This is a genomic window from Leptospira hartskeerlii, from assembly GCF_002811475.1.
GTDB classification, from domain to species: Bacteria; Spirochaetota; Leptospiria; order Leptospirales; family Leptospiraceae; genus Leptospira_B; species Leptospira_B hartskeerlii.
Window position 1 is genome coordinate 254,757 of the sequence record NZ_NPDL01000003.1, and the last position, 26,445, is coordinate 281,201.

29 protein-coding genes and 2 tRNA genes are annotated in these 26,445 nt (G+C 41.0%); 13 read left to right on the plus strand and 18 right to left on the minus strand.

Annotated elements, in window-relative coordinates; genetic code table 11:
• Positions 1-57: 57 nt before the first annotated feature.
• Both mce and CH352_RS06610 read left to right on the plus strand, forming a co-directional pair.
• A complete protein-coding gene (mce, locus tag CH352_RS06605) occupies positions 58-807 on the plus strand; it encodes a mammalian cell entry protein Mce (protein ID WP_100706032.1) in 750 nt (249 codons plus the stop codon).
• Between the two features lie 45 nt (positions 808-852).
• On the plus strand, positions 853-1,731 hold the full coding sequence (locus CH352_RS06610; RefSeq protein ID WP_100706033.1) for an NAD(P)-dependent oxidoreductase: 879 nt from the start codon (positions 853-855) through the stop codon (positions 1,729-1,731).
• Here the strand turns inward: CH352_RS06610 and CH352_RS06615 are convergent.
• The 6 genes from CH352_RS06615 to CH352_RS06640 are packed head-to-tail and all read right to left on the minus strand — an operon-like array spanning position 1,703 to position 7,100.
• Entirely contained in the window at positions 1,703-2,263 is a 561-nt protein-coding gene (locus CH352_RS06615) for a GDYXXLXY domain-containing protein (protein ID WP_100706034.1), read from the minus strand. The genes CH352_RS06610 and CH352_RS06615 overlap by 29 nt on opposite strands.
• Positions 2,260-3,450: a DUF2157 domain-containing protein gene (locus CH352_RS06620; RefSeq protein ID WP_100706035.1), complete on the minus strand. Its 1,191-nt coding sequence runs from the start codon at positions 3,448-3,450 to the stop codon at positions 2,260-2,262. The genes CH352_RS06615 and CH352_RS06620 overlap by 4 nt, the downstream gene beginning before the upstream one ends.
• Positions 3,451-3,480: 30 nt before the next feature.
• Entirely contained in the window at positions 3,481-4,341 is an 861-nt protein-coding gene (locus CH352_RS06625; protein ID WP_100706036.1) for a M48 family metalloprotease, read from the minus strand.
• Positions 4,342-4,349: 8 nt separating this feature from the next.
• Positions 4,350-5,204, minus strand: a complete 855-nt coding sequence (locus CH352_RS06630) for a DUF2797 domain-containing protein (protein ID WP_100706037.1) — start codon at positions 5,202-5,204, stop codon at positions 4,350-4,352.
• Positions 5,201-5,809, minus strand: a complete 609-nt coding sequence (locus tag CH352_RS06635; RefSeq protein WP_100706038.1) for an LIC_11883 family protein — start codon at positions 5,807-5,809, stop codon at positions 5,201-5,203. Before CH352_RS06635 ends, CH352_RS06630 begins: the two co-directional genes overlap by 4 nt.
• A gap of 31 nt (positions 5,810-5,840) precedes the next feature.
• Positions 5,841-7,100, minus strand: coding sequence for an exo-beta-N-acetylmuramidase NamZ family protein (locus CH352_RS06640; protein WP_100706039.1), 1,260 nt, complete (start codon positions 7,098-7,100; stop codon positions 5,841-5,843).
• A 66-nt stretch (positions 7,101-7,166) separates the two neighbouring features.
• Between CH352_RS06640 and CH352_RS06645 the strand changes: the two genes are divergently transcribed.
• Positions 7,167-8,414 carry a lipoprotein LipL46 gene (locus tag CH352_RS06645; RefSeq protein ID WP_100706040.1) on the plus strand — a complete coding sequence of 416 codons (1,248 nt, stop codon included), beginning with the start codon at positions 7,167-7,169 and terminating at the stop codon, positions 8,412-8,414.
• A gap of 64 nt (positions 8,415-8,478) precedes the next feature.
• Here the strand turns inward: CH352_RS06645 and CH352_RS06650 are convergent, their stop codons facing one another.
• From CH352_RS06650 to CH352_RS06665, 4 genes are all read right to left on the minus strand, one after another.
• The gene (locus CH352_RS06650; RefSeq protein WP_100706041.1) at positions 8,479-9,030 is read right to left on the minus strand and encodes an SRPBCC family protein; all 552 of its coding nucleotides are present in this window, start codon (positions 9,028-9,030) and stop codon (positions 8,479-8,481) included.
• A gap of 2 nt (positions 9,031-9,032) precedes the next feature.
• Complete coding sequence (locus CH352_RS06655; protein WP_100706042.1) at positions 9,033-9,353, minus strand: ArsR/SmtB family transcription factor; 321 nt, start codon at positions 9,351-9,353, stop codon at positions 9,033-9,035.
• Positions 9,354-9,505: 152 nt separating this feature from the next.
• On the minus strand, positions 9,506-10,354 hold the full coding sequence (locus CH352_RS06660) for a flagellin N-terminal helical domain-containing protein (RefSeq protein WP_100706043.1): 849 nt from the start codon (positions 10,352-10,354) through the stop codon (positions 9,506-9,508).
• Positions 10,355-10,760: 406 nt separating this feature from the next.
• Entirely contained in the window at positions 10,761-11,606 is an 846-nt protein-coding gene (locus tag CH352_RS06665) for a flagellin N-terminal helical domain-containing protein (RefSeq protein ID WP_100706044.1), read from the minus strand.
• 462 nt (positions 11,607-12,068) lie between these two features.
• On the opposite strand from CH352_RS06665, the gene pdhA reads away from it, so the two are divergent.
• Genes pdhA through fliG form a run of 4 tightly spaced genes read left to right on the plus strand, consistent with a single transcriptional unit; the run spans position 12,069 to position 16,435 of the window.
• The gene (gene pdhA, locus CH352_RS06675) at positions 12,069-13,049 is read left to right on the plus strand and encodes a pyruvate dehydrogenase (acetyl-transferring) E1 component subunit alpha (protein ID WP_100706046.1); all 981 of its coding nucleotides are present in this window, start codon (positions 12,069-12,071) and stop codon (positions 13,047-13,049) included.
• Positions 13,049-14,023, plus strand: coding sequence for a pyruvate dehydrogenase complex E1 component subunit beta (locus CH352_RS06680; protein ID WP_100706047.1), 975 nt, complete (start codon positions 13,049-13,051; stop codon positions 14,021-14,023). Before pdhA ends, CH352_RS06680 begins: the two co-directional genes overlap by 1 nt.
• 44 nt (positions 14,024-14,067) lie before the next feature.
• Positions 14,068-15,393 carry a pyruvate dehydrogenase complex dihydrolipoamide acetyltransferase gene (locus CH352_RS06685; RefSeq protein WP_100706048.1) on the plus strand — a complete coding sequence of 442 codons (1,326 nt, stop codon included), beginning with the start codon at positions 14,068-14,070 and terminating at the stop codon, positions 15,391-15,393.
• 22 nt (positions 15,394-15,415) lie between these two features.
• Positions 15,416-16,435, plus strand: coding sequence for a flagellar motor switch protein FliG (gene fliG, locus CH352_RS06690; protein ID WP_165780160.1), 1,020 nt, complete (start codon positions 15,416-15,418; stop codon positions 16,433-16,435).
• 38 nt (positions 16,436-16,473) lie between these two features.
• On the opposite strand, the gene CH352_RS06695 is transcribed toward fliG, so the two are convergent.
• Positions 16,474-16,547, minus strand: a tRNA-Asp gene (locus CH352_RS06695).
• Between the two features lie 128 nt (positions 16,548-16,675).
• On the opposite strand from CH352_RS06695, the gene CH352_RS06700 reads away from it, so the two are divergent.
• The 4 genes from CH352_RS06700 (at position 16,676) to lysS (ending at position 19,686) form a co-directional block, all read left to right on the plus strand.
• Complete coding sequence (locus CH352_RS06700) at positions 16,676-17,347, plus strand: CDP-alcohol phosphatidyltransferase family protein (RefSeq protein ID WP_100706050.1); 672 nt, start codon at positions 16,676-16,678, stop codon at positions 17,345-17,347.
• Positions 17,348-17,410: 63 nt separating this feature from the next.
• Positions 17,411-17,493, plus strand: a tRNA-Leu gene (locus CH352_RS06705).
• Positions 17,494-17,549: 56 nt separating this feature from the next.
• Positions 17,550-18,185 carry a hypothetical protein gene (locus CH352_RS06710; protein ID WP_100706051.1) on the plus strand — a complete coding sequence of 212 codons (636 nt, stop codon included), beginning with the start codon at positions 17,550-17,552 and terminating at the stop codon, positions 18,183-18,185.
• 1 nt (position 18,186) lies between these two features.
• Positions 18,187-19,686 (plus strand): lysine--tRNA ligase, encoded by a 1,500-nt coding sequence (lysS, locus tag CH352_RS06715; RefSeq protein ID WP_100706052.1) that lies wholly within the window; start codon positions 18,187-18,189, stop codon positions 19,684-19,686.
• Positions 19,687-19,688: 2 nt separating this feature from the next.
• Here lysS and CH352_RS06720 read toward each other — a convergent pair whose 3' ends face one another.
• A complete protein-coding gene (locus CH352_RS06720) occupies positions 19,689-20,234 on the minus strand; it encodes a hypothetical protein (RefSeq protein WP_100706053.1) in 546 nt (181 codons plus the stop codon).
• Between the two features lie 113 nt (positions 20,235-20,347).
• Between CH352_RS06720 and serA the strand changes: the two genes are divergently transcribed.
• Positions 20,348-21,571, plus strand: coding sequence for a phosphoglycerate dehydrogenase (serA, locus tag CH352_RS06725; RefSeq protein WP_100706054.1), 1,224 nt, complete (start codon positions 20,348-20,350; stop codon positions 21,569-21,571).
• Positions 21,572-21,581: 10 nt separating this feature from the next.
• Here the strand turns inward: serA and CH352_RS06730 are convergent, their stop codons facing one another.
• Entirely contained in the window at positions 21,582-21,980 is a 399-nt protein-coding gene (locus CH352_RS06730; RefSeq protein ID WP_100706055.1) for a putative toxin-antitoxin system toxin component, PIN family, read from the minus strand.
• Positions 21,977-22,150: an antitoxin gene (locus tag CH352_RS06735; RefSeq protein ID WP_100706251.1), complete on the minus strand. Its 174-nt coding sequence runs from the start codon at positions 22,148-22,150 to the stop codon at positions 21,977-21,979. Before CH352_RS06735 ends, CH352_RS06730 begins: the two co-directional genes overlap by 4 nt.
• Positions 22,151-22,660: 510 nt before the next feature.
• Here CH352_RS06735 and CH352_RS06745 point away from each other — a divergent pair.
• The gene (locus CH352_RS06745) at positions 22,661-22,966 is read left to right on the plus strand and encodes a PilZ domain-containing protein (RefSeq protein WP_165780154.1); all 306 of its coding nucleotides are present in this window, start codon (positions 22,661-22,663) and stop codon (positions 22,964-22,966) included.
• 71 nt (positions 22,967-23,037) lie between these two features.
• On the opposite strand, the gene CH352_RS06750 is transcribed toward CH352_RS06745, so the two are convergent.
• From CH352_RS06750 to CH352_RS06765, 4 genes are all read right to left on the minus strand, one after another.
• Positions 23,038-23,247 carry a hypothetical protein gene (locus tag CH352_RS06750; RefSeq protein WP_008590531.1) on the minus strand — a complete coding sequence of 70 codons (210 nt, stop codon included), beginning with the start codon at positions 23,245-23,247 and terminating at the stop codon, positions 23,038-23,040.
• A 168-nt stretch (positions 23,248-23,415) separates the two neighbouring features.
• Positions 23,416-24,309 carry an alpha/beta fold hydrolase gene (locus CH352_RS06755; protein WP_100706056.1) on the minus strand — a complete coding sequence of 298 codons (894 nt, stop codon included), beginning with the start codon at positions 24,307-24,309 and terminating at the stop codon, positions 23,416-23,418.
• Between the two features lie 4 nt (positions 24,310-24,313).
• A complete protein-coding gene (locus tag CH352_RS06760; protein WP_100706057.1) occupies positions 24,314-24,796 on the minus strand; it encodes a DUF309 domain-containing protein in 483 nt (160 codons plus the stop codon).
• The gene (locus CH352_RS06765; protein WP_244283357.1) at positions 24,780-26,231 is read right to left on the minus strand and encodes an aldo/keto reductase; all 1,452 of its coding nucleotides are present in this window, start codon (positions 26,229-26,231) and stop codon (positions 24,780-24,782) included. The genes CH352_RS06760 and CH352_RS06765 overlap by 17 nt, the downstream gene beginning before the upstream one ends.
• Between the last annotated feature and the right edge of the window lie 214 nt (positions 26,232-26,445).

Here is a 26,445-nt window from a genome sequence, read left to right on the forward strand (position 1 = left end):
TAAGAGAATATTCTGGATAAAAAGTCCGATATATATAGTAAGAGTTTTGGATCCTAAATGAAATCCTTTCGTTATCTTTTAGTAGGTGCTATCTTTTCCGTAGCTTTGGTCGTAGTCGGTTACTTTACCGTTATGACGGAAGGTGGTCCCGTTCAAAAACGGGGTGAATTCCTAAAGATCAATTTCAAAAATTCGGAAGGGATCAAAGTTGGAAACAAGGTCACTGTGCAAGGTGTACCGTTCGGTTACGTTTCCAATATTCGACTCATCCAAATAGATGAGAGTGGAGCAGTACTTCCCGCAGGAGAAGTAGGAGTCGCCACCAGGGTAGAAGTTACCATTCTTCTAAAAGAGCCTGTTCGTATGTACGAAAATTATGATATTGCAATACGTAACGAAAGTTTGCTTTCCGGTAGAGTGATCTCCATAGACCCGGGAACTTCTGAATCAACGGAAGAAGGTAAAGGTACACCTAGGACTTTCCAAGTAGTGGATTATAAATCTGGAGTAACTTCCTTAAAAGGAAGAGTATTGCAGGATCCGCTCGTATCTCTTTCCGAATTGATTGCAGAAAACAGAGGAGATATTCGTAAAACCTTCTCAAACGTAGCTGATATCACTACTAAGATCAATACTGGAGACGGAACTCTAGGTAGACTAATCAACAGAGACGATCTTCATACGAATGTGAATACCGTTTTAACAGACGCTCAGATTGTCCTTAGAGAACTGAGAGAAGGTCTGGAAGATACCAGAGAACAAGCTCCGGTCACAAGCTTTATTCGCGCGGCACTTAGCTCTTTCTAAAACCTTTTTCTTGCCAAATCAGGTTGTATGCGGAAGACTTTCCTTATGTCTTCTCGTAAAATTGCAATCATCGGAACCGGGATCATGGGAAGAGGGATCGCAAACAATCTCTCTTCCAAAGGGCATTCTCTTCAGTTATTTGCTCGTAACCCAGAAAAAATCCAAGACTTAAAATCAGCGAATATTTCCGTCCACGGAGATATCAAAGAAGCAGCAAAAGATTCAGAAATTATAATACTCTGTCTTACGGAAGATCATGTAGTAGAAGAATCAGTATTCTCCTCCGGTCTTCTGGAAACGAATGCAAAATATGTGATAGATGTTGGCACAACCTCCCCTTCTCTCACAATCAAACTGAAAGACGCATTTCAAAAACAGAATATCCAATTTTTAGATGCTCCTATGACAGGTTCTAAGAATGCAGCCAGAGATGGACAGATCCTATTTATGGTAGGCGCAAAATCTAAAGAAGAAATCCAAGACATCTCTTTTGTATTTGAGATCTGCGGCAAGAACACTGTCTATTGTGGACAGATCGGAGATGGACAGAAGGCAAAGATCGCTCTCAACATGGTGCAAGCAGGGATCTTCCAAGTTTATATGGAAGGTTTTTCTTTGGCCAAAAGCCAAGGTATAGATCCTTCTATCCTGAAATCTATCTTAGAACAGTCCGCTGCTAAATCCGGAATTTCAGAATTCAAGTTTCCATTTCTATTCTCAGGAAATTACGAGACTCATTTCGCTTTGAAGAATATGTATAAGGATCTCAAACATGCACTCTCATTAGGAGAAGAATCCGGAACTAAGCTGCCACTCTGTTCCGGACTGGATGAGATTTACCGCTCCGGTATCGAAGCGGGTTTGGGTGAGAAGGACTATTGCAGCTTAAACGAGGTTACTGCGAAGATACCTCCGGCCAAATGATCTTTTCTATCAGACCATTACCATTTTTGTCGATTCTCAATTGGATTTTGGCGCCTGGTTCTCGGAGTTTTTCCTCTAGTTCTTTCGCGCCCTCTTCCGGGATAAAATATTTGCGGAAAGGATAATTAAAGTTTCCGTAATTACATTCTCCTTTGACGTAGTTCCAACAAGTCGTATCGTTTTTGAGTTCGTTACAATCAGAGTAAAAACGTATTTCATATTCGGAAGGTTCTCTGGAATCAAAACAAACGCAGGTTTCCTTTTTAGTGAGCTTGCTTCCGTCTACAGTTGCCACCGCAGATTCTACAGTAGATGAAACGTAATCTCCCTTTTGACAGACATCGTCGGAGTATTTCCGATCTATCTGAAATCTTAGGTATTGCCCGGAAAGTAAATCTCTAGGATCATATCCAGTAATCGGAAGTATCAAAATTTTCCCATTCCTAAGATCGAATTCCCTCTCCAAGGCAACGGAAGCCAAAACAATGATTGGTAAGAATACAGCAAGAATATAAATGCTAAACTTATTCATATTCCAAATTCCTCATCTTGAAAGAGCTGGTTCGCGGCATTTCTGATCTTTTCTCTCATCCTAAATATTAAGATGCTGAAACCCAAAATAAATATTCCGGAGACGATCAGACCAATTCCGGTAGCAAGCAAACTTCCGAATACTTCCAAATAGACAGATACGAATCTAAGACCTAAAATTAGTAAAGAGAGATCGAACCATCTTCGAGATTCAAAAAATAAGAATGTAAATGGGATCCAGGCCAAAAAGAAAAATATCATAGCTGGATACTTTCCATACCAATGAAATACCTGAGGGTAATTTAGGAATCCTAAGAATATTCCGGAAATAGAAAGTAAAATGATCTTTCTACGAGAAAAACGCTTTCTGAAAAATTGAGACACCGCAATCAACAGAATAGGAAAAAGTAAAGGCCAATACCATGAGAAAGGCAGATCGTATCTTCTAGCAAATTCAGGATCTTGGTCCAAATTCGGAATATCATGAGTTTCAAAACTTCCCCAAATAGAAGAAGTTAAAAAGAAACCAAAAGCCCAAAGTAAGAACGGATTCACAAGGATAGAAGTTTTACTTTCCTTAGTATCCAATCTTCTCTCTGCAAAGATGGCAATCCCTGCAAATACCCAAGAAGCAATAAAGAAGAAGAGAGAAAAATAATGATCTTTCTCTTTCCAACTAATATCCGGATGATTGTCTATCCAACTTAAGAATGAAGAGCTGAATACTGCGATCCAAAGATGTTGCAGTACCCTACCAGGATACATGACCACGAGCAAGATAGTGATCCCTGACCAAAGTAAAAGTGCTTGGTATAATTTTCCTTGGGTATGATAGATCTGGGAAACCAAACCAATATTCGCAAAAAATAATACACAAAGAAGTAAAACTAAAAGATAACGAATTGTATCGTTCCAAATCTCTTTACTTTGAGAATACAGGATCGTAATCCCTATCCCTGAAAGTAGTGTAAAACTCGCGACCAATTTTACGGAATAATGGATCTTATCCCAGTTAGCAGCCACCATTGCGATGACCCCAAGTCCGATAATCACGATCCCTAAGGCAAGAAAGGAATAGAATACATAAGGAATTTTTTTAGAATCTTCGAATTTGAGAATGGACTCTGCCTGAGTCTGGCTAATGAGTCCGCCATCCACCCAAGTTTTTAACTTTTTCTTCCAATTCATAACGCGAAAGTTATCTAAATGGAATCGAAATCAGTCAACCTCGTTTCCGAAAGACTTTTCAATATTATTGCGGTATCTTTCTTTAAAATATGATTTTTGATTCGGTGCGCCAATGCCGGCATCTTTCAATCTTTTTTCGTTGGCTGAAATTCTATCTTCGTCGAGTGGATGCGTGCTTAAATATTTTTCCAAAGGAATATCCGCTCCTTTTAACTCAGGATTTATTTTCTTCTCTTTTTGGATATCTTTGAAAAAATCGGCGATCGCACCGGGATAATAAGGAGTAGATCTCATATAATCAAAGCCGAATTCGTCTGCTTCTTCTTCCATGGAACGAGAGTTTGCAAGTCCCAATAGATTTGTAGAAAGTCCTGCAATATCGGCCGCATGTTGCGCAAGATCAGGACCTAATACGTAAGAAAGAACAAAATATAACGCAAAATATAAAGTAAGATTCGTGGATAATTGTTTGGTAGAATGTCTTCTTTCCGCATGAGCGATCTCATGAGAAAGTATCCCTGCGAGAGTCGCTTCATTTTTTACGAAATGAAGAAGTCCTGTATAAACGAATATATAGCCTCCGGGCGCGCAGATCGCATTGATAACCTTATCATCATCTATTATGGTTACCTTATATTTGAATTCGTCCTTGTATTGGATGGATTTGGATTTTAAGATACGATCTACAATAGATTGCAGATATTTTTCCAAGGACTTGTCTTTGTAAATTTTTCCGTGACCTTCTCCTGTTACTGCTGCCTTATAAAATTGTTCTCCTAAAAATCGGTCTACGTCCAAAGGAAAGACAATATCCACCATCCAGCCGCAACCTTGGAGGGAAAAAAGTAAAAATAGGACCAGAAAATATTTGCGAATAGAACTTTTATTCATAGGACAATTCACTCCGAATACAAACGGATTTCGTAACCGCCATAGGCGCGTATATTGATGACTACATCCTCGAACAAAAGATACTGTCCTTTGATACCGAGCAATTTAGAATCTATTTCCTTCTCCTTATCCGGCGAGAAAGATTTGGATTTTTTAGGATATTCTGAAATAGGATAACTTAATTTTGTAATGCTCTGCTCGGCTGATTCAACATAAGGAACTCCCAAGTCCCAGGAATCCAACACTTCAAGTAGCTCTTTCTTTTTGGAAATTAGATCGTATGGAACGGAATCTTCCGACACCATCTTCTGCCATTTTGTTTTATCATCTATAACAGTGGTAAATTGTTTTTCGATAAGACCTGCGTCCCTTCTGGAGGAAACTTCTAAAAGTGGAATTGCTTCTTGTGCGCCCTGATCCACCCAGCGATTGGAGACCGGCTTTTCGCGCGTAATTCCCACTTTGAGTCCGCTCGTGTTTGCAAGATACACAGTGTGCTTTTGAAAGCAGTAACCTTCTCCCCATTCAGGTTCCCTACAAGTTCCTAAATGAAAATGACAGGTTTCAGGACGAAGAATACATAGATCGTTCTCCGCTAATGTTTGGAAGCAGTTAAAACAACTTCCTTGGTTAAAACTTTTACTTGTGACTTTTCCACAATTCACGCATCGGATCTTTCCGGTAAATTCCAGTTTTACTCTTTTGCCTACAAGGCTTCCGATCTTAAAATTTGCAGGAACAAGTTTTGCCTCTTGTTTTCCGGATTCGGAAGAGGGATAAGAAGCTACTACCCAGATATATTCTACCGGGTTCACACCTTCATGGTCCATCATTCTTAAAAAACCGGAAGACAATTCTTTCATGGAAAAAAATATTCCTTACCGCCAAGTGGTCGTAATTTTGGATCCACTTTTACAGTTAAGATAGTGCTTAACTCATGGCCTTTCCAGTCAAAAACCACTATTTTATCTTCGTAATAATAATGACTTAGCTTTCCATCAGTGTGATAGAATAATTTCAAATCACTCTGCCCTTCTTTTCCTGGAAGAGAAAGAACTCCCTTTCCTGCGAGCGTTCTTCCTTCATACCATTTTGCTTTCACAGGGATAGGGGGTATCATTTTGCTCGGAGTCAAACCGTTGGTCGCAGATGTAGCAGTAGCGTTAGGCGGGGTCGGCTCAGAACTTTCCGCCAACTTATCTTCAAATGTAGAAACTTTGAGTAATGCGCATTGGAAATTTCCTTCTAACTTTGGAAAATCCTGAGCACATGGAGTTTCCTTGACGTATAATTCTTGGTCGAAGGAAGCTCCCGTACGAACACTTTGGGCGATTTTAGCAAATGCATAAAATTTCAGACGGCCTAAAACTTCTTTCAGTCCATATTCTTTCCATTCTCCGGTTTCGTTTTCTGCGAAAATGGAGAAGGAAAAACAAATCAATACTATAACTGCGAATCTGGTTCTCATAATATATCTTTCGAAATCTATTTATAAAACATTAGTAGATCAGATATTTTTGGATCTGTCTATTTGTAGAAGATTCAGATTCCGCATAAGAAGCCTTAAACTCTTCGTATGTCTTACCTGCATCCACCGACTCTCTAAATCTTTCGGTTCCCCAAAGAAAATCTATATTATGGGATCCGTCGGCGTATTGTCTCCATTTGAAATCCTTATATTTCTTTTTCATAATGGCGGTTAAATTATATGCCATTCTGATCGGATCATATTTACGATTTACGACTGTTAAACGAAGACCTCTACAGATCTCTCCTTTAAAAGGACCGAATGTAGGTTTAAAGAATACGCTCTGGTAATAATAATCGCCTTTGCTGTCTTCGTTTAATTCTGGGATAATATCTTCCGGCTCATTCATCCAAGGAGCGCCGAAATATACGAATGGAGCCTGAGTTCCTCTTCCTACGGAAACATTCACTCCTTCTAATAGCACCAAACCTAAATAGTTTTTCGCAGAATCCAACGTAGGAAGATTCGGAGATGGCGTAGACCAAGGGATCCCTTCTCTTTCCCAATCGAATCCTCTCTTTAGATTTTCGGGAGAGATGATATCTAGTTTCACTTTTCCGCCTAGATATTCTCCATTATAGAATGCAGCAGCTTCTCCCAGAGTCATACCCGTGAAGAATAGAGAAGGAAATTCTCCTGCGAAGTTTAAAAACTTCTTCTGTATACCTTCTCCCCTTGCGCCCAAATATAACGCAGGGTTTGGATGATCTAAAAGAATAAACTTAGTATTTGGATCAGGCAAATTATCCATCAAACGTTTGAGAACGCTTACGTATGTATAACAACGCATTCCCATATCTACAACGTCGAACACAACTGCATCTGCACCTTTCAGAATTGCAGGTATCTCGGAATTTTTAACCTTATAAATATGATAGATAGGAAGCTGAAAAGTTTCATCCATTGTGACTGGAGACTTGCTGAAGTCTTCTTCCAATCCTAAAAACCCGTGTTCGAGTCCGATCAGATGTTTGATCTTAACTTTTTTATCCTTAAATTCTTTTAAGATCTTCTCAGGATGTCTTCCTATACCGGATGGATTCGTAACGAGCACAACGGATTTACCGGAAAGACTAGGAAGCACTTGTTCGTAGAAGGAAACTTCGGCTGGAATAATTTTGGATTTAGAAATATGACTTCTGGATGACGCTTCTACGCAGGAGCCTGAGGAAATTGTCAGAAAAAAAATGAGTAAAGTTAGGATTTTTTTGTTTCTTTCTTTGAACCGCATGTAAGATACCTTATTTGTTCAGTAAATAGACAGAATTCAATACATCAAGGAGAAAAAGGAAGCGATATGGCAAAGCTGCCCATCCTGCGGATAACCGCTCTCACACTGATTTTAGGTTTCGCTTTTGCATGCGCAACGGGTGACGGATCCCGACGCAAGAAAAAAGAAGAATTCACTAGAGAAGGAAATACGATCACCGTGCTCGGAGAAGCTCCGATCTATAACGGAGATATAGCGAACGCAAAACAAAGAGCGATCAAAGACGCAAAAGTTAATGCGGTACGTAAAGTAGTTGGCGAAGAAATTTCCAGCAAAAGCCAAGCTTCCGACGGAGAAAGTTTAGGCTCTAGTCTACTTTCCAAAACGGATGCGTTCGTAAAATCATACGACATCGTTTCGGAAGACCAAGGTAAGATAGACACTCAACCTATTTTAAAACTTACTGTTCGTTGTACTATCGAAGAATCTAAACTTTCCACTGCTGTAGAAGGTTTACTTGCTGATGTAGGAAATCCACGTATCGTAGTTTTAGTTCCTTCTAAAGTTGGGGGAGCACCTGTGGCTCCTTTAAGCAATGGTAATATTGCAGAAGCTGAGATCATCAAAGGACTCAAAAAAGCAGGAAACAAGATCGTAGATCCAGGAACTGCTTCTAAAACTGTTAAACCTTCCGGTTTGACTGCTGATGCAGTAAACTCTTTAGATGCAGGAGCTGCGATTTTAATCCAAGCTCAAGCTTCCGGAGCAGAAGTTCTGGTAGTTGGTTCAGTAGAAACTGAAGACCAAGCACCTGTAACTGCAATCGGTGGAAAAACATTGGATAGACCTTTATTCAATACTGCGGCTACCGGATCTTATAAAGTCATCCTGCTATGGGGAGACGGAAAAATCGTCGATACCGGCACAGGAGATGGTCGAGCTGCAGACATCACTCAGAAAGTATCTCGTGAAAAAGCGATTGCTGCTTGGGCTGAAAGTGTTACCAAAAAAGTAAACAAACAACTAAAAGAAGAATGGTTCAATCTCACTGAGAACAACACAATCATTCTGAAGTTTACCGGTTTGGATGCTGACGAATCCACTAAATTCAAAGATGATCTAGCAGAATTAACTGCTGCAAAAGACATCAATGTTAGAGCAAGCAACGTAAGCGGTTCCGAGTGGGAAGTTACCTACCCTGGAAAAGACGCACTCTTTATGGACGAATTAGTCTATAAAAAAGACAGAGGGTTTACTTTCTTAGCTACTAAGAAAATGAACGTTAAGTCGGCTGCAAGAGGTGTGGTTACTTTGGAGTTTACTCCGAATAAATAATCGGTCTAACAATCGATTTTAAAAGAAAGCCGGCGAGTGATCGTCGGCTTTTCTATTTTAAGGATCACTTCTTAACGATACTTTTTAGGGTCTCATGATAAATACTTTCATGGTGAGCAAATGTCTGCCAAAACTTAGGAACTGATTCTTTATAAAGTTTCGAAACCAGAATATCCAAATGAGTATGCCATCCGCTAGAGACCATAAGTTTACCGAATTCATCCACCAGTTTATAATGTCTCAAGGTAAGAAGAACATCTTCCCCCTTTTCTTGTAGTTCAAAACTAACTTCAGAATTAGGATGCCAAGTAAAACTTAAAAAACGAGGAGCATCAATTGCAGTGATCGTTTCAACTCCGCTAATACCGTTTTCCATTTCCTTAAATCTTTCCGGATAAGTTTTTTCGTCTGAAAGAGAAGAATGCAAAAAGTTTAATTCTACTTTTCCACCTACTTTCAATTCCATAGTTCCGGAAGCAAGCCAGGTGCCACGCTTCTCAGAATCAGTCAAATATTCCCAAACAGTTTCAATCGGCCCAGGTAATAATCTTTGGAAACGAACTTCGGAATCCGAAGTGAAGGTTCCATACGTTTTGTTCACAGATAGATCTTTCATCACTATCTTCTCCCTTTTTTTATTTTATTAGCTCTTAATTCTTTTTCCAGAATATCCAGTCTTCCTTCCCAGAAAGTTTTAGCTCTATCGAGCCAATCCTGGATCTCTTTCCAACCTTTGTAATCCAAGGAATGGATCCTTCTTTGCCCATCCACTCTCACTTGGATCAGATTACATTCTTTCAAAACTTTTAGGTGTTGGGAGATCGCAGCGGAGCTTATATCAAAATGTCCCGCAATTTCTCCTGCGCCCATTTCGCCTTTGAATAGTAGTTCTAAAATTTTGCGCCTGGTTGGGTCCGCAATTGCATCTAAAGCCTGCATGGCCATATATTTAAGTTTAAACTTAATTAAGTCAATACTTAAATATAAATTTTTAGAAAATTATAAGCGGAGATGTTTAGTAAAAAATGATTTTGACGAAGATATAAAAAAAGCCACCGGAGTTTCCATCCGGTGGCGCCTGTTCCCGAAAACTACATTTGTAGAAGTTTGAGGACCGAATTCGGTTTTAGGTTTGCTTGCACTAACATCGCCGTACCACTCTGCACGAGTATTTGTTTTGTAGTTAGAGCAACCATCTCCTCCGCCATATCAGCGTCACGAATTCTGGACTCAGATGCCTGCATATTTTCATACGCTGCCATGAGACCTTTTGCGGAATGTTCCAGCCTATTAAAATAAGCTCCCATATCCGCCCTCTGCTTCATGATCTTTCCGAGCGCAGCATCGGCTAAGCCGATCACTTCATTCGCTTCCCCAGGAGAAGAAACCGCAATCGGTCTACCATCTGCCTTGGTAAGCTTTAAAGCTCGGGAAGTCATAGTTCCTATGAAGAACCTTTCCCTTTGGTTCTGGTTCGGTCCCATATGGAACCACATAGAAGCTCTTTTGGAACCTCTAGCGAAGTCTCCCTCGAACAATTTGAATCGATTGAATTCTGCTTGAGAAGCAATACGATCCACTTCGTCGACAAGGGCGGAAACTTCCACCTGAACCAATTGTCTGTCTTCGGGGCTGTAAATCCCATTCGAGGTTTGGATGGCCAAAACCCGGATCCTTTGGATGATATCCGAAGACTGTTGAAGGAATCCTTCTGCAGTCTGGATGAAACTCATCCCATCTTCCGTATTTCTCTCCGCTTGCCTCAGTCCGTTGATCTGCGTTCTGAGTTTTTCGGAGACAGCCAAACCCGAAGCATCGTCGCCGGCAGAATTGATCCGCATGCCGGACGACAAAGCTTTCATGGTTTTATCCACAGCTAGCTCGTTGAACTTCAGAGAGCGGTGAGCATTCACCGCACTCAGGTTGTGATTGATAATCATCCTACACTCCTTGTAGAGAGTTTCCGGAGGATCTCCCTATCCTCCGATCGGACATGACCTGTCCGGTGCTCCGGGATGGACCCGGTCGGACCACCCGACAGGTCATTTTCTCCCGAGGAGATTAGGATATTATTCAATCAACCGCAAGAATGCTGACTAACGTCAGCAACCTTACAAAAGTACAATAAGCTTTAGGTTATTACTAACCCAGTTCGGTTTCTTCGGAATTTCTCCTTGGAAAAGGAACCGGAAAAAAATTGGGGAAAGAAGAAGATTAGACCCGACGTTTTTCCTGTACCTTTTCGTTAGGTCCGTAGACAACGATAGCCGCATGCGCGGCTTCGGAGTTCTACAGAAAAGTTCCCGGTGCGGGAGCATCACTGCTCCCGCTGCCGGAAAGTCCTAATTACCTAAGTAACTGGAGGACAGACTGAGGTCTTACGTTAGCCTGAGCTAACATTGCAGTACCGGATTGAACTAAGATTTGATTCTTAGTGAACGATACTGTTTCCTCTGCCATATCCGCGTCCCTGATTCTCGACTCTGAAGCTTGGATGTTCTCGTAAGCTACCATTAGACCTTTAGATGCATGCTCTAAACGGTTATAGTAAGCTCCAAGATTTGCTCTTTGTTTGTTGATTTTCATTAAAGCATCGTCAAGAAAGCCGATTGCTTCGTTTGAAAGTTCAGCAGTAGAAAGAGTCAAAAGTGTTCCGTCAGACTTGATCAAATTCAGAGCCTTAGCGGTCATAGTTGCGATATAAACACGTTCCCTCTGGTGCTGGTTCGGTCCGATGTGGAACCACATAGAAGCAGTTCTTGATCCACGAGCGAAATCGCCTTGGAGCAATGCCATCTTGTTGAACTCTGCTTGGGAGGAAATGCGATCAATTTCGTCTATGAGCTGAGAAACTTCTACTTGGATCATCTGACGGTCTTCTGCACCGTAGATACCGTTGGAAGATTGGATAGCAAGTACACGGACCCTCTGGATGATATCGTTAGTTTCCTGCAGATATCCTTCAGTTGTTTGGATCAGGGACATGCCGTCCTCAGTGTTTCTCTCCGCTTGGCGAAGTCCTTTCACCTGAGTTCTCATTTTCTCGGAAACGGCTAGACCGGATGCATCATCACCGGCGCGGTTAATACGCATACCGGAAGAAAGTGCCTCCATGTTTTTCGCCACTTCGTTGTTCTGGAACTTCAGAACGCGGTGGGAGTTAATCGCGGCTAAGTTATGGTTAATGATCATTTGTTTCCTCCTTGAAACTTAAGATCATGAGCCCGGCGTCCGTGCCGGGATCTGTGCTGGTTTGGTTTTGGTCTTTTTTCTATATGTTTAAATGAAGGCTGAAATCCGGGAAAAACCTAGAAATTCAGGGTTTCCTTCAGATATATCTTCGGTGAAGCACCAGGCCTAGATTAATTTTAACGAAAATGGATATTTTCGGCTATTTTAGCCATTTTTTGCTGATTATTAGCGATTTTTGAAGAAAAAGAGAGAAAGGAATTGGAGAATTTTTTCTAAAAAATTCTCCTTTTTTGGGCTCATCTAAAGGTTCGAACGAACTGGAAATTTCCATAAGCATTTTTTTAGAAAAAGAAGCTCCCCTTCTCCGCCTCTGATCATTTTTCAAAAAATTTCCGAAATCAGTTTGCATATCCTAGTTCTAAGAAGATATTTTGCGATTGTTTTCGTATTTCCTAAAGTACTATGAGCCAACCTAAAACAAAAAAAGAAACTGAAGATCTATTAGAATTATACAGACAAATGCTTTTGATCCGTCGCTTCGAAGAAGCTTCCGCAAAGGCGTATAGCATGGGCAAAATCGGCGGCTTCTGCCATTTGTACATCGGTCAAGAAGCCGTGGGCGTAGGAGCGATCTCCGCTCTAGAAGAAAAAGATTATATAGTTTCCACCTATAGAGATCATGGCCACGCACTCGCCAGAGGTTTAGAACCCAAGTCTCTCATGGCGGAATTATACGGCAAAAAAACTGGGATTGTTTCCGGTAACGGAGGCTCCATGCACTTCTTCGACAAGAAGAAACACTTCATGGGAGGACATGGGATCGTAGGTGGACATATCTCACTCGCAGCTGGCATCGCATACGCATCCAAATACCGCGAAGATGGTGCAGTTACATTATGTTTTTTTGGAGAAGGTGCAGCAAACATTGGTTCCTTTCACGAAGGAATGAATTTGGCCGCCATCTGGAAACTTCCTCTAGTTATGATCTGTGAGAATAATCACTATGCAATGGGAACTCCAGAATATAGAGCGCTCTCCGTTAAGGATGTTTCCGTAAGAGCAGCAGCTTATGATATCGCAAGAGACCATATAGAAGGCGACGAAGTCCGAAAAGTTAGGGAGCATGTGAAGGTTGCCGTGGAAAGAGCAAGAAGAGGAGAAGGCCCTACCCTCATGGAAATTTCCACCTACAGATTCAGGGGCCACTCCATGTCGGACCCTGCAAAGTATAGGACCAAAGAAGAATTAGAAAAATATAAACAAGGCGATCCTCTTATCAAAGCGGAGAAAGATCTAGTTTCCGCAGGTTGGGCCCAAGAAGAATTGGCCAAGATGGACGAAATCATCCTCAAAACCGTTGAAGAGTCTGTAGACTTCGCAGAAAAGAGTGAAGAACCTCCTCTTGGCTGGCTGTACAAGCATGTTTATGCGGAGAATGTATAATGGCAGTACTCACATATAGAGAAGCGCTCAATCGAGCCATGACGGAAGAAATGGAGAAGGATCCGAATATCTTTCTCATGGGTGAAGAAGTAGGACATTACGAAGGAGCGTACAAAGTTTCCCAAGGAATGCTCGCTAAGTTCGGCGAAAAAAGAGTGATCGACACTCCCATTTCAGAGAACGGTTTTGCTGGAGTTGGAATTGGAGCCGCTATGGTAGGACTAAGGCCTATCATAGAATTTATGACCTGGAACTTCTCACTTGTTGCGATCGATCAGATCATCAACTCAGCGGCAAAAATGAATTATATGAGTGCGGGACAATTCCCGATCCCGATCGTTTTCCGCGGCGCAGGCGGTGCTGGAGGAAGACTTGCAGCTCAACACTCTCAGTCCTTCGAAAGTTGGTATGCTCATATTCCAGGACTAAAAGTTCTCGCCCCTTACACTCCTTCTGACGCTTACGGACTCTTAAAAACTTCCATCCGAGATAATAATCCAACGATCTTCATAGAGAGTGAAGTATTGTACGGCTCCAAGGGAGAAGTTCCGGAAGGCGAGTTTTTGATCCCGATGGGAAAATCGGATATCAAAAGAGAAGGAACACAACTCACGATCGTAAGTTGGTCCAGGGCACTTATGTATGTTCTTCCCGCAGCAGAAAAATTGGCAAAAGAAGGAATTTCAGTCGAAGTTTTAGATCTAAGAAGTATAAGACCTTTGGATGAAGAAGGAATTTTAGCTTCTGTCAGAAAAACAAACAAAGTACTCATAGTGGAAGAAGGTTGGAATGTGGCAGGATTTGGGGCACAAGTGGCTTACCTGATCCAAAAAGAAGCATTCGATTATTTGGATGCCCCAATCGAAAGGATTACTCAGGAAGATGTGCCTATGCCTTACGCGGCCAATCTGGAAAAATCCTCACTGCCGAGCGAAGAAAAAATAATCAAAAAAGTCAGAGAAATGATTAAATAAATCATAATATTTGAATATTATTATATTATAAATAGGAAAAATAGATGGCAAAAATTTCCGAAATGACCCAACTTTCCCCGACAATGTCGGAAGGTGTTTTGGTAAAATGGCTAAAGAAGAAGGGTGACTCTGTCGCTCCTGGAGAAATATTAGCCGAGGTCGAAACCGATAAAGCGGTCATGGAAATGGAAGCATTCGATTCCGGGGTGATTTTAGAAATTTTAGCACAGGAAGGCGCCAAACTCCCAGTTGGAGCCCCAGTTGCAATCATAGGAAAAGCAGGAGAAGATATCACTTCCCTACTTTCAGAAGCAAAATCCAGATCTTCGGCCGTAGCCCCGGCGGCGGCTCCGAGCTCGGCTCCTGAACCACCTCCGCTTACTTCTCCTGGGCCTAGCCCTAAAAAAGCGGAAAATGTAGTATCTTCGACAACTTTTGAACCTGAAGAAGCCCCAACACCTAAAGAGAGCCCAGTTTCCAGAGGACTTTCCCCAGGAGCACTGGCAGGAAGGATTAAGGCTTCTCCTTTGGCAAAACGTTTAGCAGAGGAAAGTGGAATTGATCTTTCTAAGATCAGAGGAAGCGGACCGGACGGAAGGATTATCAAAAGAGATATTGAAAACGGGATCTCCGCATTCTCACCTAGCGGAACTTCTCCATTTGCCGGAGAAATTATGCAAGAAGAGAAACTTCCAATATCAGGAATGAGAAAGACGATCGCTTCTAGATTAGTTCATTCTAAAACTCACCAACCTCATTTCTATTTGGATATGGAAATTGACGCAGATGCACTTGTTCATTTGAGAGAAAATTTTAACTCCGATCTAAAAGAATCGGGAGAAGAGATTAAACTTAGCATAAACGATTTTATTATAAGAGCCTCTGCGCTTGCGCTTCTAAAAGTTCCGGAAGTGAATTCTTCCTGGAGAGAAGATCATATTCTAAAACATGGAAGAGTGGATATAGGAGTAGCAGTTTCTATCGAAGGTGGACTGATTACTCCTTATGTAAGAAACGCAGATAAAAGGTCCGTTTTGGAAATCGGTAGAACGGTAAAAGAGCTTGCTTCCCGTGCAAGGGAACGAAAACTCAAACCGGAAGAGTTTTCAGACGGAACCTTCACTGTTTCCAATTTGGGAATGTTCGGAGTGAATCGTTTTGCAGCGGTAATCAACGAACCTGAAGCGGCAATCCTCGCGGTTGGAAACGTGGTATCCAAACCGGTAATCAAAAATGGAGCCGTTGTCCCCGGAAAAACTCTTTCAGTCTGCCTTTCCTGCGATCATAGAGTGGTAGACGGTGCGGTAGGAGCCGGTTGGTTGGAAGTGTTTCGAAATTTTCTGGAACATCCTCTTCGGTTACTTGCCTGATTTCTTTGTGGGCGAACAAGCAGTGGACCAAGATTCCAATCTTAAAATTAGAGACCAAAAAGTTAAAAAGGCAGCAATGCTACTTCTATCCTTAGATAAGGATGCTGCTGCCAAGGCTTTGGCACAATTAGATGAGAAGTTGATTGAAGAGATCGTCCAAGAAATGGCAAAGATCAAAACAATCAGCAAATCCGAAAAAGAAGAAGTTCTTCTAGATTTCCAAGGTTCCCTAAAAGACCTAGCTGCAGAATCCAGAGGCGGAATCGAAACCGCAAGAGAATTACTCCAAAAGTCTCTCGGAAAAGAAAAGTCAGAAAACATATTAGGTAAACTAGATAGAAAGGACACTGAAGAAGATTTTTCCTTCTTAAACGACGCAGAACCGCAGACTCTTGCTCACCTTCTTGCCCCGGAACATACCCAAACTATCGCAGTCACACTTGCATTTTTACATCCTAAAAAAGCGGCGGAAACACTTAAGTTTTTACCAAAAGAACTTCAGAGCAAAGTTGCGCTGAGACTCGCAAACACTACCAAAACTCATCCGGATGCAATCCGCCAAATCGCAAAAGTTCTGAAGAAAAAATACGAACAAAGAGATAAATCCGAATTCAGCGAAGCGGGAGGAGCGGAAGCTCTTGCAAATATCCTGAATCATATGGATAAATCTTTGGAAGAGACTATTCTGAAAGAATTGGAAGAACAATCTCCGGAACTTGCTTCTCAGGTCAGGGAGAAATTATATACATTTGAAGATGTGCTTCTTCTCAACTCCAAAGAGATGAGACAACTTATCAATCGGATCGGAGACGATGATCTGATCGCTATCGCACTCAGAGGAGCTTCTGACCAGATTAAGGCTCATTTCTTCGAGGCAATGTCCAAAAATAGAGCTAACGATATTTTAGAAAGTATGGATATCCGTGGAAAAGTAACTTTGAAAGAGATCACAGATGCCAGAAACAGCATTTTGACTGCGCTACGCGACTTGGAAGAGATCGGGGAAATTATAATTAAAAAGGATTCGGAAGAGTTCATTTGACCCGCTTCGAGTCAAACTATAGATTGATGGGAAAATTCCGGAGCTGACGGGACTCGAACCCGCGACATCCTGCGTGACAGGCAGGCACTCTAACCAGCTGAGCTACAGCTCCTTTTATGAAGAACATGATTTCTGAGAGAGTTCGGGGGTCAATTCGTTTATCTGAAAAAGGGATGAATTTTTAAGTCCATTCCATAGCCTTTCCAATAGCGGAGTTTTTCCGACTGACGGCTTTTATAGATGCTTCAAGAAAAAAAACCAAAGGATCTACTCGAAGAGAGGGTATTTACTCTTTCTAATTTTTTATCCGTCTCAAGAGTTTTACTTCTTCCTTTTTTTATCCAATTCACTCGCAAACATATCGAATCTCCTCGTAGCAGCGAATATTTATTCTTAGCTATCGGTACTTGCATTCTTGCAGTGCTTACGGATTTTCTAGACGGGTTTCTAGCCAGGCTACTTTCCCAAGAATCTGTTTTGGGAAAGTATCTGGATCCTATCTGCGATAAGTTTGTTACTATTGGTGGACTCTCCGTAATCGTTCATTATTATCAGTTTCCTCTTTGGATTCTTCTTATCTATATTGTAAGAGAAATTTTAGGAGTATGGCTGGGTGGATTTTTATATTTAAAGAGAGGGATCCAAGGAAAACCGAATTGGTGGGGTAAGATTGGAGTGGGACTTGTTGCGGCTGCAGTACTATGGTATATGACTTTACCTCTGATCGGCCCTACCTTACCAGAAAATCATTTTTTCCTTCATCCGGAATATTCAGGTTATATTTTAGTTTTGGTATTAAGCATTGGAGTAGTCGCCTATTCCAAAAGATATTGGAATATAGTGTTCCATCCGGAAAGATTCATCTTAGATCCGGAAGATAAAAAGCAGAAGAAAAAGTACGAACTAGTCTAATTCTATCTTCGGTTGAATTTCCTTGACACCGGAGCCGACTCACCCATTCTGTCAATCGCGACCGCTCGGGTGGTGGAATTGGTAGACACGCAAGCTTGAGGTGCTTGTGCCGGTTCGGTGTAGGGGTTCGAGTCCCCTCTCGAGCAATTCGTCCTACCTAAACTCCTTCCTCCATTTCGAAAAACCAACCCTCGGTAGAACTATGACATCGGGTGCTCTCTCCGTTAAAGATTTCTTAGACAAAGCCAAACTTGTTTCTTACGGCTTTTTCGGATTATTGATCCTATTTCTGATATTATTCTTCTCTTCTCCTTATCTATTAGTTTCAAAGGCCGATCCCAAAAAATCGGACGCAATTGTATTAGAAACGATTGAAACGGGTAAAAAAGATAAATTCAAACAAGCTGCTACTTTATGGAAGAAGGGCCTGGCTCCTGTGATTGTCATTTTACATTCTCCGCCCAACCAGGATTCAGATTTGGGAATTGTAGGAGATCCAACCGCTTCTTTACAAACCTATTTGATTTCCTTAGGAGTCGATGAAACTAAGATCCTTGTTTATACGGTAGAAGCTGGTCCTCAGGAATTTCCGAAAACTCTCTTAAAGATCGCTCTGGATCGTCAGTGGAAAACTTTTCTTTTGATAGGAAAAGAATACGACTCCGCAACCTTGTTAAAATTATATAGAAACGTATTGGAACCTGCGGGAATTTATATCGCAGTCTCCAAAGTAAGCGAAGGGATCGGATCCTGGGATTGGTTTACAAAACCGAAAAGCCTAGAATCCATCTTAGGAAGACTCTCGAAACATTTATATCTGATACTATTAGGAAATTAGAATGTCCCAAGACTTAAAAGAAACAAACGAACTTATCCAACAAAGAATCGAGAAGATCAAAAATCTAAAGGAGAAGGGAGTAGATCCCTACCCGATCCGATTCTTCCCTGATTCAGATTCGGCATCTTTGATAGAGATGTATTCTCAAACTCCTACCGGTCCGGAGAAAAAATTCTTATTAGGCGGACGTTTGCATTCCAAACGAGTAATGGGAAAGGCAAGTTTCGCTCATTTAAAAGATAAATCAGGAGTCATCCAACTTTATGCAACCAGAGATGATCTGGGAGAAGAGAATTATACACTTTTCAAAAGTTTGGACTTAGGAGACTTGATCGGGATTGAAGGTTATCTTTTCCAGACCCAAAAGGGAGAAACTACTCTTCATTTAACTTCCGTTACCTTACTTGCAAAATGTGTTCGTCCCCTTCCTGTTGTGAAAGAGAAAGACGGAGTGATTTACGACGCTTTCGCGGACGTGGAACAAAGATACAGAATGCGTTATGTAGACTTGGTAGTAAACGACCATGTCCGAGATACTTTCATCACTCGCAGTAGGATCGTATCCGAGATCCGTAGTTTTCTAACTTCCGAAGGATTTTTAGAAGTGGAAACTCCAATGATGCAACCGATCGCAGGAGGCGCGGCGGCAAGACCATTCGTCACCCATCACAATACATTGGACATGCAGTTATTCTTAAGGATCGCTCCGGAATTATATCTAAAACGACTGATCGTAGGCGGACTAGATAGAGTTTTCGAATTAAACCGAAACTTTAGGAACGAGGGAATTTCTACCAAACACAATCCTGAATTCACCATGCTCGAAGCGTATATGGCTTATGGCGATATGGGAAAAATGTTGGAACTAACGGAAAAACTGATCACTACTGTCGCTCAAAAGATCTGCGGAACTCTTAAGATCAAATACGGAAATGACCTTGTTGATTTGAGCCCTCCTTGGAGAAGAGTGAAATATGTGGATATTATTAAAGAATATTCAGGAATTGATTTCTCCCAGGTAAAAACTCTAGACGAAGCAAAAGAAAAAGCAAGTTCCGTAAAAGTCGATGCAAGCAAATGTACTTCTATCTGGAAAGTGGCAGACGAGGTATTCTCCGAAAAAGCGGAACCAAATCTGATCCAGCCTGTATTCGTGACTGATTATCCTAAAGAACTTTCTCCATTAGCAAAATCGAATCCTGAAAATCCAAGTTACGTGGAAAGATTCGAGCCTTATATAGTAGGTAGGGAGATTGGAAATGCATTCTCGGAGTTGAACGATCCATTCGATCAAAAAGAAAGATTTGAAGATCAGGTTAAACAAAGAGAGGCAGGAGACGACGAGGCATTCATGATGGACGAGGATTATATCCGCGCGCTTGAATATGGAATGCCTCCTACTGGAGGTCTCGGGATTGGAATAGATCGTTTGGTAATGTTACTTACAAATTCTCATTCTATCAGAGATACCATCTTATTCCCTCTGATGAGGCCGGAATAAGTTTAGTGATTTGTAATCGTTAGTCTTGCTTGAGAATCCAACTTTTCTTTCAAGTCCTTCAATAAGGATTTCAAACTGTCCGTATTGGAAGAACTTAAAGTGAATGTGCTCGTATTGTCTCTGGAAGAAAAACTAAGTTGGATTTCTTTTGCGGAGAGTAATTTGTCTGCCACATCCGTAGGAAGAATGGACACTACACGAACTGTATCCCCGTAATCAGTAGAGGTCTTTCTAAGGTTATGCCAAGTTTGGTCTAGTTTCATAGAAATCCCGATCGGAAAACTTTCCTCAAAGGAGCTCATATAATATTCCAAGAAGATCGGCTTCTCCCCTGTTTTATTCACGAGAATCCCTTTAAAATTCAGTGAGCCAGGTTTTCCGATGCTGCAGAAAATTGCGCCGGGACAAATCGGACCACTTCTGAAAAGTGTCTGCTCTACCACTGGTTCAGGAAGGACTTGGACCCGAGCCGAGCAGGAATTCAGAAAAACGGTAAAAAATACCGCGAAGATAGAAACTTGAAAAAAAGAAAAATTAGAACGGATCATTGAAAAGCGGTCTCCTTTGTGATTTCCATTCCATTCTTCTCACGATCTCCCAAAGGTGAAGTAAAAAATCCGTTTTCAGAGAAGCCGAGGATACGTTCCATGGTAATAGAACTATGATTTCCTACCCGAAAGAAAAGATAAACGTCCTCCTCTTAGAGAATGTACACCAAGACGCATTCCAACTCTTTCAAAAAGACGGTTTTAATGTCCGCCTTCTCCCCCAAGCACTGGGCGAAGACGAACTTTCGAAAGAAATCGAGAACATTCATGTTCTGGGGATCCGAAGTAAAACCAATCTTACTGCACCTGTTTTAGCCAGGGCGAAACGACTTATGACCGTGGGTTGTTTCTGTATTGGGACAAACCAGGTGGATTTAGCGGAAGCTGAGAAAAAAGGGGTCCCAGTATTCAACGCTCCTTATTCCAATACTCGTTCCGTTGCTGAGCTCGTAATTGCAGAAATCGTAATGTTAGCCCGAAGAGTTCCGGACCATATCAGAAATACCCATTCTGGTATTTGGAACAAAATTTCTAAGAATTGTTTTGAAGTCCGCGGAAAAACTTTAGGAATCGTAGGCTACGGCCATATCGGAAGCCAAGTTTCAGTTCTTGCGGAAGCAATGGGCTTAAAGGTGGTTTATTATGATACGCAAACGGTTCTTCCTTTAGGAAATGCAACACCTCTCAGTTCTTACGAAGAACTACTTTCCGTTTCCGATTTTGTTACATTCCATGTGCCTGAACTTCCGGAAACGACGAACCTGTATGGTGCGAAAGAAATCAAGGCTACGAAAAAGGGAGCTTATATCATCAATCTTTCCAGAGGAAAGGTTGTGGATCTAGAAGCATTGGCTGAGGCGATTAAAGCAGGTCATATCGCAGGTGCAGGAGTGGATGTTTTTCCGCAGGAACCTGAATCAAATAGCGATCCGTTCATCACTCCTTTGCAAAATCTGCAAAACGTAATATTGACCCCTCATATCGGCGGCTCTACGGAAGAAGCTCAGAAGAATATCGGAACTGAAGTTGCATCCAAACTTTTAAAGTTTGTAAACAATGGTTCCACTACCTTTGCTGTGAACTTCCCAAATATAGAATTAAATCCAATCCCTCAGGGAATGTATAGGATTCTGAACGTTCATAAAAACCAGCCGGGCTTCTTGAAAGATATCAACAGCATGGTCTCCGAGATTGGTGCAAACATCAGTTCTCAACATTTAGGGACCAGCGCTGAAATCGGTTACCTTTCTATGGTAATCAACATGAGTGTGGGAGACGAACTGAAAGAAAGAATAGAAAGACATCCTGGTTCTATCAAGACCAGAATCCTTTATTGAGCAAGAACACTCAGACCAAAAATTTCAGTTTGTATTCTCTTGGAGAAATGATTTCGATTTTCTGAAACTGTTTTAATTTCAAAAGATCGGAATCTCCGCTCAAGATCCAATCTGCCTTAGAAAATACAGCAATATGAAGAATATTGTCATCATCCGGGTCGGCAGAAACTTTAGGAGGAAGACCTTTCGGTTGATAAACCTTTGCCCCACTCTTAAGATGATCTAAAACTTCTAGAATTTCTTTATCTTTGATCTTAAATTTACGAGAACATACTTCTCTAAATTCTTCAAGGATCCATTCGGATACTATAATCTCGTGATTCAACCAAACATGGTCGAATACCTCTGCAGTATAACCTTGGAATAAATAACTAGAAAGAAGTACGTTCGTATCTAGAACGATTTTCAAGAGATATCTTTGTAGATATCTTCCTCACTGAGATATCCCGCTTTTTCTGCATATTTTTTTAGGTTCTTGCGAAACCGTTGTGCTTCGGTTAAGAAGAAATATTGTTTCAGTGCCTTTTGGACCACTTCACTTTTGGAAACTTTTTGACTACGTGCGCTTTTCAGTAACATAGATTCCAATTCCTCATCTAAACTAACCGAGACCACTTTCCTCATCTCAGACCTCTGTATTACAAAGTATGACAGGTAGAAAGCAAGAAAAGAAAAAAATGAGGAGGGGAAAAGTGATTCCGGAATAAAAAATTTCCAAAGAAGAATGGAATACTGCCAATTCGCTTAATAAAGTAGCAATAAAGAAGGATTTTCGGAATCCTCATAAAAATCTGCCATGTAGTAACTACGACTAAATATCAAGCTTTAGGGTCTCAATAAAGTGAAGATCTGGCTCTTTCTCCGCTAAACCCTGGCATATGTTCGCTATATTAGAAAGTGACTTAATATTTTAGTGCATTGCACGATTTTCTTTTTGTCCAGGGCCTAATATAGGATTACTGGTATAGAATTTGCTTTAAATAGGAATATCGTCTCTTCGATCGATTTTCTCAGGATCGTAAAAGGATCTTAATCGGAACGTAAGCGACTGAATCTAAACTCTTTCAGAAAAAACGGGAGGAAACCGCCATGAAATACAATAGAATCCCCTCCACACTTAACGTAGGCTTTCAAGTATTAGAAAGTTCTAAGCTAAGAATTGCAGAAAATGTGTTAGTAGGAATTGTGCATAGAACCGAGGTTCCTTTAGAGCCAGGAACGAACCTGGCTTTAAAAGTAGGAACGATCAGCGTCTCCGGTTCCATCGATATTCCGATGAAAGTAATCAAATGCGATCGTGTTTCGGATGCGGAATACGATGTATTCTTAAATTATACCGAAAAGGATTTCGATAAGATTAAGGAAATCGAAGAATTGATCCAAACCTTAGCTTAAGGTCTTACAAACAAACACCGAGCTTGCCTCGGTGTCGTTTTGATCATCTTGAAGGGATTCGCCTTTTTTGATTAGGCGACAAATAGATCCGCTTTCTGGATCATGGTGAGAGAAATTTTGCTAGGATTCGCTTTTTGTGGAAAATATACGATCTCTTCGCCTACGAGTCTTCTGTTTTTATCTAATTCGATGATAGAACCGTCTTTCAAATGAAGAATGATGTCTATCCCTCGGTAGTTTACGTATCTTTCCATTTGTTCTTTAAATTTGCTGCTTACCATGTTCGGCCCCTAACTACAAAACGTTGGAGGAAAACTATTCCGGTACCATAAAAGTACAAGTTTTTTTTGATAAAACTCAGGAATTTTTTTATGTCTCAGAAATTTTAGTACTAAACATACGTGAGTAAAGAATACGTTATCCGACACAGTAATGTATTTAAAATTCGTTTACTTCAAATTTGTTACGTAGAATTCTTCCAGGATGCTTTCGAGATATTCGGGACGATCGTGATGCATATTATGACCGGCATCTTCTATTTCAATATATTTTAAATTTCTAATATGAGAGAATACTTCTTTGCTATCATCTAATGCAAGGTGAGTCTTTTGTCCATAGACAACGAGGACATTGCAAGAGATTGTTTCCCAAAGATGTCTAGTAAATTGAGGGCTTAAAAGTACGGGAGGACCGTTTTTGTATGAAGGATCGCTCTTCCACATATAACCGCCTTCTTCTGCAGGCCTGGTTAACGTTTCCGTGATCTTTATGAGTCTTTCTTTAGGAAGCCTTGGGTAGATGGGTGCAAGTCTTGCTGCAGCATCTTCTACAGATTTGAAATTTTTTTGGCGTTTTCTATCTTTTCCCGCGAGACTTAGTTCCCAATTTTCCAACCAACCAAGGAACCTTCTTCTTTCCTTTTCAGGATCTTGGAGAGAACTAAATCCTTCTAAGCTTACAAGACTTTCGACTCTTTCCGGATACAATCCTGCAATCCTAGAGCCGAGTCCTCCTCCCATTGAATGTCCGAGAATATGGAATTTTTCAGGAAGAAATTTTTGGATGAATGTTTTTGTATCTACCAAAGGAAGCATGAAATGATAGAAACCTTCTTTCAACCATTCTGAATCCCCATGCCCTCTATAGTCGAAACGGTATAAGTCGAAATGTTTGGATAAATATTCTTCCTGGAATAAAAAGGTTTGGGAAGAATCCATAAATCCGTGAAGAAGGAGCAATGCTCTTCCCTTTCCATTGTCCCTTTTCGTATAATGGAGTTTATATCCGCCGGATTCGAAAAATCCACTTTCTTGATTTTTATTTTGAGGATCTGAAAATTCCATACGGTCACGATGCTGGAAAAACGGAACTTGAAAACAATTCCTTGCCGCTTTCGATCATTTCCGGAAGAGAAAGTTCTTTAATTCGTTTTAGGTCCCAACTTTCTTCACTTTGAAAATTTCTCAAAAGTTTTTCCAAGTAGGAGATTATAAGGATATTTTGCTCTTTTCCTAATGGGGAAAGTTCTCCAGTTTCGGAAAGTTTTAGGAACTTCTCCTTGGACTTCTCCGCTTGCATTTTAGATCCGCGAATATTCGGTTTTACGAAAACCTTATTCAAAGAAATCGCAAGTTGGATCCATCCATGTAGAAGTAGCCTTCTTCCACCTGTCTCTTTCTTCCATTGAAATTCAAAGACTTCATGTAATTCGAAATATCTTCCTGTCTGAAAGAGTTTTCTTCCTTCTTCCCATGCGTAGCTAAAGCTCGCGTCCGCGTCTCCTTGTTTCACTTTTTCTAATATAGAAAGTATTTCAGGATCGAATTCCATTTTCGCCCCATTCCGATCTTGGGATTATAGGTAGTTGATTTTTGAAGATTGGAAGAATGTCCCGGACATATTTTCTTTTTCTCATTCCGAGTAGAACTATTCCCTTTTCTAAAAGTGAAGCTAAATGAAATACCATGAGAGAAGACAAAGTTTCAGGACCTTCTCCGTTTGGATGGAATCCGGAGATCAGACTTTCGTATAATCCTGATAGTTTTTCGGAAGAACGTATCTGTATTTGTTCTTCGAGCAAAGGGAGAGCCGTGTTTAAAACTCGTAGGTATTCTTCCGCGGATTCTTTTCCTTTTTCTGAATATACTTCGTCGATTACTGATCGCAAAGCAGGGATCCAGGATTTTTGCAGAAGGACTTGGAATTGTTCTTCGGAGCGGATCTTCTCCCCATAAGTTTGCCAAAGTTTGGAAAGTGAATTCCGATTCGGATTAGCGGAAAGTGGTTCGAGGAGAGAGGATTCAAGTTCTAAGATTTGTAGTAACTTCGACTGATCAGGCGCCTGCCCCTGAGGAGTGTAAGTAAGTCGGATCATTCCTTTCCCGGCTTGGAATGAGTTAAGTGGTCGGTTGATGAGTGGAAGAAGGTCGAAGTTACTACAGATCTCGAGTAAAGTCCCGCCTTCCGACCGATTGCGAAGGAATCCGTCTTCGTACCAATTCCCAGGGAACTGGACCACTGCGAATCCATGTTCTTTTCCTGCAATTTTCTCAGCGATTTGTAGGCACTTCGACAAAGAAGTATGTGTATAATCCCCTTCCGGCACGGGAAAGGTATTACTGGAAATCCCATAAAACTGGATTTTTCCTTCCTTTCTTGCCTTCTCTAAAAATAGAAATGCCTCTTTGATCCTACGATAATATTCCGCTTGAGCTTCTTCTTTTGGAACTCCGTTCTTCTCGGAATGGCTTAGAAAATATTCGGGATTGTGCAATAAGAATGCATCGATGGTGGAAAGTCCGAGACGCTTTCTGGACCTTTCCAATTGGTCTTCCAAAAATGCAGGAGAAATACAATGATAACAACCAGGTTGGTAGTATGTGATTTCCGGAAATTGATCCTTCTCCTTTTCTTTGGACTCGACCAATTTCATATTCCGTCCCTGGATATAACCCGCCTTGGTGACTAAGAAAATTTCCTTTCGATTCAGTTGTTTTTTTTTGAAATTTTCATCCAGGACTTTGCCTACTAAACTTTCAGCTTCCCCGTCTCCATAGTTGGCCGAAACGTCAATGACGTTCACTCCGGATTTGAGTGCAAGAAGTAGAGCTTCCTTATGTTCCGGATCTTCCAGTCCTATCCTATATCCACCGAACGCGATTCGGGACAGCTTCAGTTCTCGGAATAAAAAATAGCCGAGTCCTTCTCCCTTTTTGCCCGGGGAAAAGTTTTCCTTCCTCCCTTCGTAAAGGGATTCTCTATACAAAGACTGAAACGGATCCTTAGAAATCATTTGCTGTATTTTGAATTTTCGCGTCGCACTAAATGAGACCAAGTCTAAATATTCCTCGGCAAATGTCCATTTTTTGTCTTTTAGTTTAAAAGTGCTTTTCGTCTAGACCTGATTTTTTATCATACTTTGTAGAGGGATTCTAAATTCGATCTTTCGCTTTTTCTGGTCCCTTCCTCAAACAAATCGA

Excerpts from the sequence above, each read along its gene's own strand:
- mce (WP_100706032.1), top strand. The coding sequence starts at position 58 with ATGAAATCCTTTCGTTATCTTTTAGTAGGTGCTATCTTTTCCGTAGCT.
- CH352_RS06610 (WP_100706033.1), top strand. The coding sequence starts at position 853 with ATGTCTTCTCGTAAAATTGCAATCATCGGAACCGGGATCATGGGAAGA.
- CH352_RS06615 (WP_100706034.1), bottom strand. The coding sequence starts at position 2,263 with ATGAATAAGTTTAGCATTTATATTCTTGCTGTATTCTTACCAATCATT.
- CH352_RS06620 (WP_100706035.1), bottom strand. The coding sequence starts at position 3,450 with ATGAATTGGAAGAAAAAGTTAAAAACTTGGGTGGATGGCGGACTCATT.
- CH352_RS06625 (WP_100706036.1), bottom strand. The coding sequence starts at position 4,341 with ATGAATAAAAGTTCTATTCGCAAATATTTTCTGGTCCTATTTTTACTT.
- CH352_RS06630 (WP_100706037.1), bottom strand. The coding sequence starts at position 5,204 with ATGAAAGAATTGTCTTCCGGTTTTTTAAGAATGATGGACCATGAAGGT.
- CH352_RS06635 (WP_100706038.1), bottom strand. The coding sequence starts at position 5,809 with ATGAGAACCAGATTCGCAGTTATAGTATTGATTTGTTTTTCCTTCTCC.
- CH352_RS06640 (WP_100706039.1), bottom strand. The coding sequence starts at position 7,100 with ATGCGGTTCAAAGAAAGAAACAAAAAAATCCTAACTTTACTCATTTTT.
- CH352_RS06645 (WP_100706040.1), top strand. The coding sequence starts at position 7,167 with ATGGCAAAGCTGCCCATCCTGCGGATAACCGCTCTCACACTGATTTTA.
- CH352_RS06650 (WP_100706041.1), bottom strand. The coding sequence starts at position 9,030 with ATGAAAGATCTATCTGTGAACAAAACGTATGGAACCTTCACTTCGGAT.
- CH352_RS06655 (WP_100706042.1), bottom strand. The coding sequence starts at position 9,353 with ATGCAGGCTTTAGATGCAATTGCGGACCCAACCAGGCGCAAAATTTTA.
- CH352_RS06660 (WP_100706043.1), bottom strand. The coding sequence starts at position 10,354 with ATGATTATCAATCACAACCTGAGTGCGGTGAATGCTCACCGCTCTCTG.
- CH352_RS06665 (WP_100706044.1), bottom strand. The coding sequence starts at position 11,606 with ATGATCATTAACCATAACTTAGCCGCGATTAACTCCCACCGCGTTCTG.
- pdhA (WP_100706046.1), top strand. The coding sequence starts at position 12,069 with ATGAGCCAACCTAAAACAAAAAAAGAAACTGAAGATCTATTAGAATTA.
- CH352_RS06680 (WP_100706047.1), top strand. The coding sequence starts at position 13,049 with ATGGCAGTACTCACATATAGAGAAGCGCTCAATCGAGCCATGACGGAA.
- CH352_RS06685 (WP_100706048.1), top strand. The coding sequence starts at position 14,068 with ATGGCAAAAATTTCCGAAATGACCCAACTTTCCCCGACAATGTCGGAA.
- CH352_RS06700 (WP_100706050.1), top strand. The coding sequence starts at position 16,676 with ATGCTTCAAGAAAAAAAACCAAAGGATCTACTCGAAGAGAGGGTATTT.
- CH352_RS06710 (WP_100706051.1), top strand. The coding sequence starts at position 17,550 with ATGACATCGGGTGCTCTCTCCGTTAAAGATTTCTTAGACAAAGCCAAA.
- lysS (WP_100706052.1), top strand. The coding sequence starts at position 18,187 with ATGTCCCAAGACTTAAAAGAAACAAACGAACTTATCCAACAAAGAATC.
- CH352_RS06720 (WP_100706053.1), bottom strand. The coding sequence starts at position 20,234 with ATGATCCGTTCTAATTTTTCTTTTTTTCAAGTTTCTATCTTCGCGGTA.
- serA (WP_100706054.1), top strand. The coding sequence starts at position 20,348 with ATGATTTCCTACCCGAAAGAAAAGATAAACGTCCTCCTCTTAGAGAAT.
- CH352_RS06735 (WP_100706251.1), bottom strand. The coding sequence starts at position 22,150 with ATGTTACTGAAAAGCGCACGTAGTCAAAAAGTTTCCAAAAGTGAAGTG.
- CH352_RS06745 (WP_165780154.1), top strand. The coding sequence starts at position 22,661 with ATGAAATACAATAGAATCCCCTCCACACTTAACGTAGGCTTTCAAGTA.
- CH352_RS06750 (WP_008590531.1), bottom strand. The coding sequence starts at position 23,247 with ATGGTAAGCAGCAAATTTAAAGAACAAATGGAAAGATACGTAAACTAC.
- CH352_RS06755 (WP_100706056.1), bottom strand. The coding sequence starts at position 24,309 with ATGGAATTTTCAGATCCTCAAAATAAAAATCAAGAAAGTGGATTTTTC.
- CH352_RS06760 (WP_100706057.1), bottom strand. The coding sequence starts at position 24,796 with ATGGAATTCGATCCTGAAATACTTTCTATATTAGAAAAAGTGAAACAA.